Origin of the sequence: Nocardia terrae (assembly GCF_009760405.1) — a bacterium.
Taxonomy (GTDB): Bacteria; Actinomycetota; Actinomycetes; order Mycobacteriales; family Mycobacteriaceae; genus Nocardia; species Nocardia terrae.
The window spans coordinates 94,818-107,624 of sequence record NZ_WRPP01000003.1 but is presented as its reverse complement, the minus strand read 5'-3'; the positions used below and the strand labels follow the sequence as shown (position 1 = coordinate 107,624).

Below are 12,807 nucleotides of genomic sequence, written 5' to 3'. Positions count from 1 at the left end.
AATTCGGGTCCGCCCTTTCCGCGTGGATGGCGGGGAGTAGCGTTCCGGGCATGGAGAGGTCGCCGCTGGAAGCTGACTTGCTGGCTCGGAGCGTTACCGAGGTGCCGCACCTGCGGTTCTTCTCCGCCGTGGAGGTGGTCGAGTCGACGGGCTCGACCAATGCGGATCTGGTTGCGCGGGCCGCGGATCCGAAGGTCGATCGGCTGGTGCTGGTCGCGGAGGCGCAGGAGCGCGGGCGCGGGCGGTACGATCGGCAGTGGGTGAGCCCGCCGCGGGCGCAGGTGGCCATGTCGATACTGGTGCGGGTGCGCGGGATCGCCCCGGAGGTGCTGGGCTGGCTGCCGCTGTTGACCGGTGTCGCCGTGGTGGACGCGGTGCGCGGACTGACGGGTGTGAAGGCAATCCTGAAGTGGCCCAATGATGTTCTCGTCGACGGCCGGAAGCTGGCGGGCATCCTGGCCGAGATCGCTTCCACGGGAACCGATCCCGCGGTGGTGGTCGGCGTGGGTCTGAACGTGAGTCTCACCGAGGCGGAACTCCCGGTGCCCCATGCCACTTCGCTGGTGCTGTCGGGCGTGGAAGATCCGAACCGTACCGCCCTGGTGGTCGCGATCCTGCGGGAATTCGCTCAGCGCTTCACCGCCTGGGAGGCCGCGGGCTGGGACATCACCGAACTCTCGGCCGCCTACCGTGAACGCTGCTCCACCATCGGCACCGAGGTCCGCGCGGAACTGCCCGGCGGCGAGGTGATCACCGGTATCGCGACCGGTGTGGACGCGAACGGCCGCCTGCTCATCGGTGACCGTGCCGTCTCCGCGGGCGATGTGACCCATTTGCGCGCCGACTACTGACGCTCGGATCTAGTGCGGCTTCTTGGTCGGTTTGCCGCGACCGTTGCCCGGTCCGCCGCCGTTTCCGTCCGGCTGGTCGCCGTTCTGTCTGCCCGGCGGCGTGAGGTCCCCCGGGAGCGGGAAGGGCAGGGTGGTCGGGACCGTCGTGGCGTTCGGTTGCGGCGCGGCCGTGCTGGGCTGTGATGACGGGGGAGCGGTGGTCGAGAGCTGCGGCGTCTCGGTGGTCGAAGGCGGCGGGGCCGGTTGTGGATTGGTGGATCCCGTGTTGTCCGGCCGGGTGGCGCGCGGCGCGGTGGTGGTCGTCTGCCGCGACGAGGTGGCGGCGGGTGGCTGGGAGGACGGGACCGGCTGCGGCGCGGTGTGCTGATCGGCGCGCCAGACGGCCCAGCCCGATCCGGCCCCGATGAGGACGGCCGCGATGGCCACCCCGGCGGCGAAGCGACGCGGAAAGCCCGGGGACCGTGCGGTTTCGACGCGGACGCGACCGGGCACGGTCGGCGTCGGGTCCGCCGCCCCGGCCACGGCGACCGGCGCGCCCTCCTCCGCACCGAGCACCCGGTCCGGCACGCGGGCCTGAACCGCCGTGAATCGTTTGGTCGCCGCGGCGGGCGGAACGGGCGCGGCGGCGGCGAGGGTGACGGCGGTACGCGCGGCGGCGGCGAAAGCGCCCGCGGTCGCGTAGCGCTCGTTCGGGTTCTTGGCCAGGGCGCGGGTGACGATTCGGTCGAGTTCGCGGGGCAGGGCCGGATCGATGTCGGTGAGATGCGGCGGGTCGGCGGTGAGGTGGGCGTGCATCTGCCCGGGCGCGTCGGATTCGGGGAAAGGTCTTCGGCCGGTGAGGGATTCGTAGAGCACGCAGGCCAGCGAATAGATGTCGGAGGACGGTCCGGCGGTGCCGGTGAAGCGTTCCGGGGCCATGTAGGCGGGCGTGCCGACGACCAGGTTCTGCCCGGTGATGGTGGTCAGCCCGCGCTGCTGCACGGTGCCGAAATCGATGAGGTACGCGAAGCCGTTGGGCGTCACGATGATGTTGGAGGGCTTGACATCCCGATGCACCAGCCCACGCCGATGCGCCTCGTCCAGCGCGCCCGCCACCTGCGAGACGAGGTCCACCGCGGTGGCGGGTGGCAGTCGGCCGCGGGTGCGCAGCAGCTTTCCCAGATCGGAGCCGTCCACGTAGGCCATGTCGATGAACAGCTGCCCGTCGTGTTCGCCGAAGGTGTGGATGGGCACCACGTGTGGTTCGTTCAGCCGGGCGGCGGTCCGGGCTTCGCGCTGGAAGCGCTGCCGGTAGACATCGTCGGCGGCGAACTCGCGGGCCAGCAGTTTCAGTGCGACGGTGCGTTCGGTGCGGGTGTCGTGGGCCCGCCAGACCTGGCCGGTCCCACCGTTGCCCAGCAGGTTTTCGAGTCGGTAGGGACCGAAGCGCCTGTCCCCCATGAGAAGTCCTCTCGCCAGGGTGCGTCTCATGGGGGACTACCCCGGATTCGGCGAAGATCCCAGGCGCGGACTAATTCGGCCGGGGCGGGCGGCCCGGATGGTCACCGTGGTGGTCGCCGCCCGGGCGGCCGGGCCCGGGGCCGTGTCCACCGCCCGGTCCCGGCCGGGGTGGCGCCGGTTCCCACGCCGGGGCGGCCTCGGTGTCGGTGATCGACGGTGCGGCCGGTTGTTCGATGGGGTCGCTCGGCGGTGTCTGCGTGTCGGTGGGTGGAATCGTGGCCCGAACAGGTGTTTTCGCGACCGGCGTGAGTGTCGCCGGGATGCGTGCCCGCTGGTCGGGTTGAGGCTCGGTGGCGTGCCCGGTGATCCAGGCCGCGCCCACCGCCACCGCGATCGCCGCGGCGGCGAAGCCCATGGCGGTGGCCGTCCGTCGGCGTGTCCAGCGGCTTCCGGGTCGGTCACGCAATTCGGTCATCGACAGCGCGACCGTCTGTGCGTCGGGAACGGGAGCATCGGGCGGGACCGCGGCGGCCGGACCGCCGAGCGGGATCGGCGACGAGGTCACGGGGCCGGTGAGGGCGGCGCGCGCGGCTTCGGCGAATTCTCCCGCGCTGGAATGGCGTTCGGCCGGGTTCTTGGCGAGGCCGCGGGCGAGTACGGCGTCGAGGGCCGCGGGTACGGCGGGTTCGACGGCGGACGCGGGCTTGGGCGTCAGCTCCAGGTGGGCGCGCATGAGCTGCGCCGGATTGCGAACCCGGAAGGGCCGCTGCCCGGTCAGGCATTCGTAGAGGACGCAGGCCAGCGAGTAGATGTCGGAGCGGGGTGTGGCATGGCCTTCGAAGCGTTCGGGCGCCATGTAGGCCGGGGTGCCGACCAGCATGCCGGTCTGGGTGATGGCGGTCTGGCCGTCCTGCAGCGCGGTGCCGAAGTCGATGAGGAAGGCGGTGTCGTCGGGGGAGACGATGATGTTCTGGGGTTTGACATCCCGGTGGACGAGCCCCGCCGCGTGGGCTTCGTCGAGGGCCTCGGCGACCTGGGTGATGAGGTCGACGGCCGCGGCGGGGGACATCGGTCCCTCCCATTCGAGCAGCGCCTCGATGTCGAGGCCGTCGACGAATTCCGAGTCGATGAACAGCCGGCCTTCGAGCTCTCCGAAGCCGTGCACCGCCATCACGTGCGGTCCGTGCAGCAGCGATGCGGCCCGGGCTTCCCGCTCGAAACGCCGCCGGTATTCCGGGTCGGCGGTCAGCACGGGTGCCAGCATCTTGAGCGCGACGGTGCGGTCCGCCACGGTGTCGTGCGCACGCCATACTTCCGCCGACCCGCCGCTGCCGAGCAGTTCGTCGAGGCGGTATCGGCCCAGGTAGCCATCCCCCAACGGAATTCCTCTCGTCACACCTGGGGGATCACCTTAGCTAACCGAATTTGTTTCAGACGTGCGCAACTCGCGTCGAATTCAGACCGTCTGCAATTCACCCCGGGCGGCTTCGCGGGCCAGCATGCGGTCGCGCTGCTCCTCGAACTTGAGCACGTCCTGGCCGAGCTTGTCCATGTAGGCGGCGAGTTCTTCGCGGGCTTTCTCGCCGCGCGGCCCGAAGTCGTTGCGCTCGAAGACGTTCCAGTTCTTCAATACGGGGGCGACCACTTCCTCCAGGTGCTGGCGCAGATCGTAGATGCCGTGCTTGGCCATGATGACGCCATTGCGGCGGAAGTTCGGCATGCCGTGCCCGGGCATGACGAAATGGGTGAGCACCTTGGTAATGGCTTCCAGCGCCTGGTCGGGCACCAGGTCGATCCCCGCCGAGCACAGGGTGCGGTAGAAGATCATGTGCAGGTTCTCGTCGGCGGAGATGCGCTGCAGCATCCGGTCGGCGACGGGGTCGTTGCAGACCTTGCCGGTATTGCGGTGGCTGACCCGGGTGGCCAATTCCTGGAACGTCACATACGCGACATTCTCCAGAAAACCGCCCCAATCATCCGGGGACTGCGCGCCATTGGTCATGTGGATCATGCGCGCCTCTTCCAGCGCCACCGGATCCACGCCGCGGGTCACCACCAGGTAATCGCGCATGACGATGCCGTGGCGGTTCTCCTCGGCGGTCCAGCGGCCCACCCAGGTGCCCCACGCTCCGTCCTGGGAGAAGTTCTCGGCGATCTCGCGGTGATACGAGGGCAGATTGTCCTCGGTCAGCAAATTGGTGATCATCGCGATCTTGGCGACCTCGCTCAGCCGCGACTGCGAGGGGTCCCAGTCCTCGCCGCCCATGGCCGCGAAATTCCGGCCCTCGTCCCAGGGCACGTAATCGTGGGGATGCCAGTCCTTGGCCATCGACAGGTGCCGGTTCAAATTCGCCTCGGCCACCGGTTCGAGCTCGCGAAGTATCTGATACTGCGTCAACTCTCGGGTCACACACGCCTCCAAATGTCATGCACACCGGGTAGAGAGCCTGATAAGGGTCTTGCTCGGGACAAACGTGAGGTTTTGCGCGGAACAACTCGGGATTGAGGGCAATCGTGCCCGCCGATGCTACCGGCAACCGCACGATTGTGCCCGAGACCGCAGGTCGGCGTGCGGTATTCCGGCACACGCACGCGATAAGGTTCGGGTATGGGTTATCCGGAGGAGGCACTGGCGCCTGAAGAGGTGTTGCTGTTGCACCGTCATCCGCATTGGAAGATGTTGTTCTGGCCCGCTGTGACTTTCATCCTGATCACCGCATTGGCCGGATTCGGTGCGGGGGTGTCGGCGCGCAATACCGAGGGCACGCTCCAGACCGGTTTGCTGCTCGGCATTCTGGTGCTGTGGGCGGGGATCGTGCTGTGGCGCAGTCTCGCTCCGCTGATCCGCTGGAAATCGACGCATTTCATCGTGACCGATCGGCGGGTGCTGATCCGGCAGGGCGTGCTCACCCACACCGGCATCGACATTCCGATGAACCGGATCTCGAATGTGCAGTTCCGCCATGGCCTGTTCGACCGCATGCTGGGCACCGGCACCCTGATCATCGGCTCGTCGTCGGAGGATCCGCTGGAATACGACGACATTCCGCATGTGCAGAAGGTGCACGCCATGCTCTATCACCAAGTCTTCGATGTGGTGCAGAACAATCCGAACGGCGGCGGCTTCTACGGTTCCGCGGGCTCCTACCCGTAGTCTTGTTCCGTGACCGCAGTACTGCTGGCCGAAGACGACGAGGCCATTGCCGCGCCGCTCTCCCGGGCGCTGGGCCGTGAAGGCTATTCGGTGACCGTCGAGAGCTACGGTCCCGCTGTCCTGGAGCGGGCGCTCGAGGGCGGTCACGACCTGCTCATCCTGGACCTCGGCCTGCCCGGCATGGACGGCCTCGAGGTCTGCCGCCAGGTGCGGGCGCGGGGCGCGGAGCTCGCGGTGCTGATGCTCACCGCGCGCACCGACGAGGTGGATTTCGTGGTCGGCCTGGACGCCGGCGCCGACGACTATGTGGGCAAGCCGTTCCGGCTGGCCGAGCTGCTGGCCCGGGTGCGGGCGCTGTTGCGCCGCAGCGGAATCGGGGACGAGACCGTCGAGGTGGGCGGTATCCGCCTGGAGCCCGCGGCGCGCCGGGTGCTGGTGAACGGCGTCGAGGTGAATCTGGCCAACAAGGAGTACGAGCTGCTGAAGGTCCTCATCGACCGGGCCGGGCAGGTGGTCTCGCGCGAGACCATTCTGCGCGAGGTGTGGGGCGATGCCGACCTGCGCGGCTCCAAGACCCTGGATATGCACATGTCGTGGTTGCGCCGCAAGATCGGCGACGAGGGTCCGGTGGCCGAGCGCCGCATCGTGACCGTGCGCGGCGTAGGCTTCCGGTTCAATACCGACTAGCTCCTCGGCTCGATCTGATCTGTTGTGCTCTTCCGCGCGCGAACGAAACCCGAAGGCCCGGCGAAGCGAGGCATCTCGACGATGAGACGCAGGATCTTGCTGTCCATGGTGGCCGCCCTGACCCTCACCACCCTGGTTCTCGGTGTGCCGCTGGCGTTCACGGCCTGGCAGTGGGTCGAGGACATCAACCGCAACGAACTGCGCAACCGGCTCAACCTCATCTCCGAAGAGGTGATGCGGCAGGAGCGCGAGGGCGTGTCGTCCGGGGCGTTCGATCCCAAATCGGTGCGGCTGCTCATCCCGGCGAACGGCAGGCTGACCATCTTCTATCCGACGCCGTCGGAGCCCAATCAGCGGATCGAGGTCGGCGCGGAAGCGGTGGCGGATCCGCTGGCCGAGTCCTGGTCGATGGGTCCCAACGGCTCGCTGCGCCTGGAAGTGCCTTCGGCCCCAATGCATTCCATGCAACGGCAGGCATTGGGCGCGGTGCTCGGGCTGGTGCTCATCTCGCTGGGCGCGGGCATCGCGGTCGCGGTGGTGACCGCGCGCCGGGTCGCCGACCCGCTGCGGGACGTGGCGGCCCGCGCCGCCCGGCTCGCCATGGGCGACTTCCGCGCCGATCCGCGCCGCCACGGCATCACCGAACTCGATCGAGTCTCGGACGTCTTGGATTCGGCCACAGTCGAAATCGCGGGTCGCCTGCAACGCGAGCACGCGCTGGTCGCGGATGTCTCGCACCAGCTGCGCAGCCGCCTCACGGCCGTGCGCCTGCGCCTGGACGAGCTGTCGGTGAACGATGATCCGGCGGTCGTGCACGAGGCGGAAGAGGCCATGGCACAGGTGGATCGGCTCACCGACGCCATCGACGAACTGGTGCGCGCTTCCCGCGACGAGGGTGCGGCCGAACGCGATCCGGTGCCCGTGGTCGCCGAACTGCGCAGCATCGTCGCCGAATGGCGGCACCCCTTCGCCGAGGCGGGTCGCAAGCTGGTGCTGCTCGGCGACCCGACTTTGAAAGCGCCCGTGACGGGTTCGCGTCTGCGCGAGGCCGTCGCGGTGCTGGTCGACAATGCCCTCATGCACGGCGGCGGCACCTGCACGGTGTCGGTGCGCACGGTCGCGGGACGCATGGACGACAGCGAGCCGCTGGTGGTCGTGGAGGTCGCCGACGAGGGCGACGGCGTGCGAGACGAGTTGGCGCCGCACATCTTCGACCGCGGCTTCTCGGCCGCGGGCTCCACCGGTGTCGGCCTGGCGCTGGCCCGCGCGCTCATCGAAGCCGACGGCGGACGGCTCGAACTGCAACGCCGCCGCCCCGCCCTGTTCGCGGTCTTCCTCGGTTCCTCCGGCGTCGCCTCCCGGCCCATCGCGGTCGGCACCGAACCTCGTTGATCTTTCTATCCATTTCTTAACTGTTCGCTAGTCAGCGCTGAGAAGTCGCTTCCTACCTTCGGATTCGTCAGAAGGAAGCGACGAGTGATCGTCGACCAGAGAACAGGAGATGTCATGCAGAAGCGCACCGTCCGCCGCACCGTCACCGCCGGTGTCCTCGGAGCCGCCGCCCTCGGAGTGCTGGCCATCCCCGCGGTCGCCAATGCCGAGACGCCGGATTCGATTGCCGCCCTGGCGAATACCGGCAGCGCGGGTTCGTCCGCGCCCGCCGATCCGGGCACGTTGATCACCAAGGATCGCGACGGCACCGTCACCGTGCGTCCGGCCGAGCCCGGTCAGCCGATGCCGCCGGGCGCGGTTCCGGCCATCCCGCTGCAGCCGGGACAGCCCGCGCCCGACGGTGTCATCATTCAGAACGGTGACGCCGTTCCGGGCGGGCCCGCGCACACCATCATCGTCAGCCCGGTTCGCTGAGGATCGTCCTCAGGTCGCGTCAGTATCGTCTGAGCTTGTGACTGCTCCCAGGATTCTGGTTGTGGACGATGACGTCAGGGTGCTGGCGTCGGTCGCGCGGGGGCTCCGGATGTCCGGTTTCGAGGTCGAGACCGCGGCGGACGGAGCCGCCGCGCTCCGCCATATCGCCACCGACGCCCCGCAGGCCATGCTCCTGGACCTGAACATGCCGAATCTGGATGGCGTCCAGGTCGTTACCGCGCTGCGGTCCCTGGGTAACGACATCCCGATCTGCGTGCTCAGCGCCCGCTCCGAGGTCACCGACCGCATCGACGCCCTCGAGGCCGGCGCCGACGACTACCTGACCAAACCCTTCGACCTGGGCGAGCTGGTGGCCCGCCTGCGCGCCATGCTGCGGCGCGCCCCCGCGCCCGCCCACGTCGCCGACGACCGCATCGTGGTCGGCCCGCTCACCATTCGACCGAGCGCGCGCCGCGCCTCCGTCGACAGCACACCCCTCGACCTCACCAAACGCGAATTCGACCTGCTCGCCGCCCTGGCCGCCGCCCCCGGCCAGGTCTTCTCCAGAGCCCAACTCCTCGACCGGGTCTGGGGCTACGACTTCGAAACCCAGACCAAGGTGGTCGACGTGTTCGTCTCCTACCTCCGCCGCAAGATCGAGGACACCGGCTGCCCCCGCCTCATCCACACCGTCCGCGGCGTCGGATTCGTCCTACGGACCGAGCCGTGAGGTTCGCACCCGGCCGAGCTGCCCCGGCCCCGGCGGCCGGACCCGCGGTGGTCACCGCCGTGCCGCCCTTACCGATTGGAGCGAACGTGTGAAGCGGGTCCGAGTGCCGCACCCGTGTGGGCCGAGTTGCCCCGGCCCCGGCGGCCGGACCCGCGGTGGTCACCGCCGTGCCGCCCTTACCGATTGGAGCGAACAGGTCCAGTGCCGCACCCGTGTGGGCCGAGTTGCCCCGGCCCCGGCGGCCGGACCCGCGGTGGTCACCGCCGTGCCGCCCTTACCGATTGGAGCAATCGCGTGAACCGGTTCCGAGTGCCGAGACCGCCCGGGGCGGTGTCACGGCGTGTCCGGGTCGCGCCGACCGAAGCGGGTGTCGCCGCACCGCCGATCAAGGTGGGAGCGGGCGCGTGAACCATGGTGGAGCGAACTGTCTCCGACGGCCGGCGTCGCTGCGCGCTCGGGTCGCGCTGGCGAGCGCGGCTACCGCGGCGGTGGTTGTCGCGGGTATGTCGGTGGTGCTCTTCGCCATCGCGCCGACCGACGCCGCGAGCCAGGCGGGCCGGGTGATCAGCGCGATCGCGCTTACCCCGGCGGCTGCACCGCAATCGACCCTCGCGCCGCCCGGCGAGCCTGCAACGGTGATACCGACCGAACCCCGGATCGCCGGGGACGCTCGCCCGGCTCTGCCGGTGGCGCCTTCGCCGGGAGTGCTGATCACGCGGATCGATCCGGGCGGTACGGACCAGGAGTACTCGCGCACGGTGGCACTGAACGGCAGTCCGGTGGCGGTTACCGTTCCGAATGACGTGGTCTCGGATTCGGCTGCGCAGCAGCGGGTCAGGATTCTGGTGATCGGGCTGGTCGGGGTGTCGCTGGCGGCGGTGCTGGGCTGGTTCTTCGCGCATCGCGCGGTGGTACCGCTGCGGCGGCTGACGGCGGCGACGGCCGGGTTGGGGGAGGGGCTCACGCTGGAGACGCCGAGCCGCGCCGCGGCCAGTGAGACAACGGAATTGGCCGAGGCCATGAACATCATGCTCGGGCGCATCGCGACCGAGCGGAAGCACACCGACGAAGCGCTGGTCACGGCGCGGGATTTCGCCGCGACCGCGGCGCACGAACTGCGAACGCCGTTGACCGCCATGCGGACCGATCTGCAGGTGCTGCGGTCGATGCCGCTCTCGGCGGCCGAGCGCGCGGAGATCGTGGATGAGATCCTCACCACTCAGAGCTCGCTGGAGTCCACGCTGTGGGCCCTGGAACGACTGGCGGTCGGGGATTTGACCACCGAATCCGATTGGGAGGACCTCGATCTGGGTCAGCTTGTCGATCAGGTGGTGGATGATGCGCGGCGGGCGAATCCCGGGGTGACCATTGTCGCCGAGGGGGTGGAGCCGATTCGGCTGTGGGGCTTGGCCGCGGGATTGCGTTCGGTGGTGGACAACGCGATCACCAATGCGGTCCGGCACGGTGGGGCCGGTCGGATCGAGATCGCGGCGCGCCGGGAGGGCGAGAATGCGGTCCTGACCATCGATGACGATGGTCGCGGCATCCCTACTGCGGATAGGGAGCGCGTCTTCGAACGCTTCTACCGGGCGAGCGAAACGCCGGGTAGCGGTTTGGGTCTGGCGCTGGTCGCTCAGCAGGCCCGCCTACACGGCGGAAACGCGACAATCGGGGAAAGTCCGGCAGGCGGTGTGCGCCTTACCGTCACTCTCAGCTGTGACCGAGCTGCTCTTCGTTCTCGTTGACGAGATCCTCGAATTCGTCCTGCAGTTCCTGCATTTCGTCGGGGAACACCCACTTCTTCATCGCGTAGAAGCGGAACGCCATTTGCAGCAGGTTGCCGATGATGAATGCGCTGATGAAGTCGGCGATGTTCTCGACGGTGAAACTCACATTGGGCTGGCGCAGTTCGAACACGTAGCTCGAGACCCACAGCGGCAGTGCCGCCAGGCCGACGCCGATGCCGCTGACCAGGAAAAACAGCAGCGCTTCGTGGTGCTTCTCGCGCCCGCCGCGCTTGTCGAAGGTCCATTCCCGGTTGAGGATGTAGGACACGATGACCGCGATGGTGCCCGACATAATGCGGGCCACGGTCGGCTTGGTGTCCATGATCGTCCATTTCAGGACGTAGAAAATACCCAGGTCGATCACGAACGTAGTCGCACCGACAATCGCGAACTTGATCAGTTCGTAATGGCGGTCCGCGAGGGCCCGCAGCGGTGCGGGCAGCCGGTTGACCACTTCATCGACAAATGACACGGTGCGAGTCTACGTCTCCGCTTCCGAACGTGTAGTGCCGGTACAAATAGGGGCAGATACCTGTCACGCGACCCGCAGGCGAGTGGCCGGTGGGTGCCATGACAACATGGTGCAGCGTGAGCGCCCGTTCCTTCGATTCCTCCGCGATGCCCACCGTCACCATGATCGGCGGTGGCCAGCTCGCGCGCATGACCCATCAGGCGGCCATCGCGCTGGGCCAGCGGCTGCGCGTCCTCGCCGAGCGGCCCGACGACCCGGCCGCCCAGGTGACGCCCGAGGTGGTGCTGGGCAGCCATGACGACCTGGCCGCGCTGCGCAAGGCCGCGGTCGGCTCGCACGCGCTGACCTTCGATCACGAGCACGTCCCGACCGAGCACCTCGAGGCGCTCATCGCCGAGGGCGTGAACGTGCAGCCGCCGCCGAGCGCGTTGATCTTCGCCCAGGACAAGCTGCGCATGCGCCGCAAGCTGGCCGAGCTGGGCGTGCCGATCCCGGCCTACACCGAGGTGAACTCGGTCGCCGACGCGGTCGCCTTCGCCGACGAGCACGGCTGGCCGTTCGTGCTCAAGGCGGTGCGCGGCGGCTACGACGGCCGCGGCGTCTGGATGCCCGCCGACGCCGCCGAGGCCGCGCCGATCATCGAGGACCAGCTGGCGCACGGGGTCTCGCTCATGGCCGAGGCCAAGGTGGATCTGAAGCGCGAGCTGTCGGCTATGGTGGCGCGCTCCCCCTTCGGTCAGGCCGCCGCCTGGCCCGTGGTGGAGACCGTGCAGCGCAACGGCCAGTGCGCGGTGGTCATCGCCCCCGCCCAGGACCTGTCCGCGGCCAAGGCCACCGAGGCCGAGTCGCTGGCTCTGCGCCTGGCGGCCGAACTCGGCGTCACCGGCGCGATGGCCGTGGAGCTCTTCGAAACCCACTCCGGCGACCTGCTCGTCAACGAACTCGCCATGCGCCCGCACAACTCCGGCCACTGGGGCATGGACGGCGCCTGCACCGGCCAGTTCGAACAGCACCTGCGCGCGGTCCTCGACTACCCGCTGGGCAGCACCAGGCCGCTGGCCCCGGTTACCGTCATGGCCAATATCCTCGGCGCCCCCGAAGCTCCCGAGATGTCCATGGACGAACGCCTGCACCATCTTTCGGCCCGCATCCCCGAGGCCAAGGTGCACCTCTACGGCAAGGGGGAACGCCCCGACCGCAAGATCGGCCACATCAACATCCTCGGCGACGACCCCGCCGAGACCCGCGAAAAGGCTGAGCGCGCGGCACATTGGATGTCGCACGCCATTTGGACCGACGGATGGGACCACCACAATGACTGACACCGCACAGGTCGGCCTCATCATGGGCTCCGACTCCGACTGGCCCACCATGGAAGCCGCCGCGGAGGCCCTCGCCGAGTTCGGCATCCGCTTCGAGGTCGGCGTCGTCTCCGCCCACCGCACCCCCCAGCGCATGCTCGACTACGCCAAGAACGCGGCGGACCGCGGCATCAAGGTCATCATCGCGGGCGCGGGCGGCGCCGCCCACCTCCCCGGCATGGTCGCCTCCGCCACCCCGCTCCCGGTCATCGGCGTCCCGGTCCCGTTGAAGTACCTCGACGGCATGGACTCCCTGCTGTCGATCGTCCAGATGCCCGCGGGCGTCCCGGTCGCCACCGTCTCCATCGGCGGCGCCCGCAACGCGGGCCTGCTCGCCGTCCGCATCCTCGCCACCACCGACGCCGGACTCCGCACCCGCATGGAGCAGTTCCAGTCCAACCTGGAGCAGCTCGTCCTCGACAAGGACGAAGCCCTCCGCACCAAACTCCTGGGCTAGAG

At 68.9% G+C, this 12,807-nt stretch carries 12 protein-coding genes and 1 pseudogene; 9 read left to right on the top strand and 4 right to left on the bottom strand.

Annotation, left to right across the window (positions count from 1 at the left end):
- The first annotated feature begins 50 nt into the window (after positions 1-50).
- Complete coding sequence (locus GPX89_RS15940) at positions 51-851, top strand: biotin--[acetyl-CoA-carboxylase] ligase (RefSeq protein WP_157388376.1); 801 nt, start codon at positions 51-53, stop codon at positions 849-851.
- Positions 852-860: 9 nt separating this feature from the next.
- Here the strand turns inward: GPX89_RS15940 and GPX89_RS15935 are convergent, their stop codons facing one another.
- From GPX89_RS15935 to GPX89_RS15925, 3 genes are all read right to left on the bottom strand, one after another.
- On the bottom strand, positions 861-2,291 hold the full coding sequence (locus GPX89_RS15935) for a serine/threonine-protein kinase (RefSeq protein WP_157388375.1): 1,431 nt from the start codon (positions 2,289-2,291) through the stop codon (positions 861-863).
- 70 nt (positions 2,292-2,361) lie between these two features.
- Positions 2,362-3,687, bottom strand: coding sequence for a serine/threonine-protein kinase (locus GPX89_RS15930; protein ID WP_157388374.1), 1,326 nt, complete (start codon positions 3,685-3,687; stop codon positions 2,362-2,364).
- Positions 3,688-3,747: 60 nt separating this feature from the next.
- Complete coding sequence (locus GPX89_RS15925) at positions 3,748-4,701, bottom strand: acyl-ACP desaturase (RefSeq protein ID WP_328601889.1); 954 nt, start codon at positions 4,699-4,701, stop codon at positions 3,748-3,750.
- Between the two features lie 198 nt (positions 4,702-4,899).
- Between GPX89_RS15925 and GPX89_RS15920 the strand changes: the two genes are divergently transcribed.
- From GPX89_RS15920 to GPX89_RS45900, 6 genes are all read left to right on the top strand, one after another.
- Positions 4,900-5,445: a PH domain-containing protein gene (locus tag GPX89_RS15920; RefSeq protein WP_157388372.1), complete on the top strand. Its 546-nt coding sequence runs from the start codon at positions 4,900-4,902 to the stop codon at positions 5,443-5,445.
- A 9-nt stretch (positions 5,446-5,454) separates the two neighbouring features.
- Positions 5,455-6,132 carry a response regulator transcription factor gene (locus GPX89_RS15915; protein ID WP_328601888.1) on the top strand — a complete coding sequence of 226 codons (678 nt, stop codon included), beginning with the start codon at positions 5,455-5,457 and terminating at the stop codon, positions 6,130-6,132.
- 81 nt (positions 6,133-6,213) lie between these two features.
- Positions 6,214-7,524 carry a sensor histidine kinase gene (locus tag GPX89_RS15910; RefSeq protein WP_157388371.1) on the top strand — a complete coding sequence of 437 codons (1,311 nt, stop codon included), beginning with the start codon at positions 6,214-6,216 and terminating at the stop codon, positions 7,522-7,524.
- A 114-nt stretch (positions 7,525-7,638) separates the two neighbouring features.
- Positions 7,639-7,998, top strand: coding sequence for a hypothetical protein (locus tag GPX89_RS15905; protein ID WP_157388370.1), 360 nt, complete (start codon positions 7,639-7,641; stop codon positions 7,996-7,998).
- A 37-nt stretch (positions 7,999-8,035) separates the two neighbouring features.
- Entirely contained in the window at positions 8,036-8,728 is a 693-nt protein-coding gene (locus GPX89_RS15900) for a response regulator transcription factor (protein ID WP_328601887.1), read from the top strand.
- Between the two features lie 503 nt (positions 8,729-9,231).
- On the top strand, positions 9,232-10,473 hold the full coding sequence (locus GPX89_RS45900) for a sensor histidine kinase (protein WP_407939418.1): 1,242 nt from the start codon (positions 9,232-9,234) through the stop codon (positions 10,471-10,473).
- On the opposite strand, the pseudogene GPX89_RS15890 reads toward GPX89_RS45900, so the two are convergent.
- Positions 10,454-10,987 (bottom strand): annotated as a pseudogene (locus GPX89_RS15890) (GtrA family protein); the annotation flags it as partial. The gene GPX89_RS45900 and the pseudogene GPX89_RS15890 overlap by 20 nt on opposite strands.
- Before the next feature lie 98 nt (positions 10,988-11,085).
- Between GPX89_RS15890 and GPX89_RS15885 the strand changes: the two are divergent.
- Both GPX89_RS15885 and purE read left to right on the top strand, forming a co-directional pair.
- Positions 11,086-12,309 carry a 5-(carboxyamino)imidazole ribonucleotide synthase gene (locus GPX89_RS15885; protein ID WP_157388368.1) on the top strand — a complete coding sequence of 408 codons (1,224 nt, stop codon included), beginning with the start codon at positions 11,086-11,088 and terminating at the stop codon, positions 12,307-12,309.
- Positions 12,302-12,805 carry a 5-(carboxyamino)imidazole ribonucleotide mutase gene (gene purE, locus GPX89_RS15880; protein WP_157388367.1) on the top strand — a complete coding sequence of 168 codons (504 nt, stop codon included), beginning with the start codon at positions 12,302-12,304 and terminating at the stop codon, positions 12,803-12,805. Before GPX89_RS15885 ends, purE begins: the two co-directional genes overlap by 8 nt.
- The last annotated feature ends 2 nt before the right edge of the window (positions 12,806-12,807 follow it).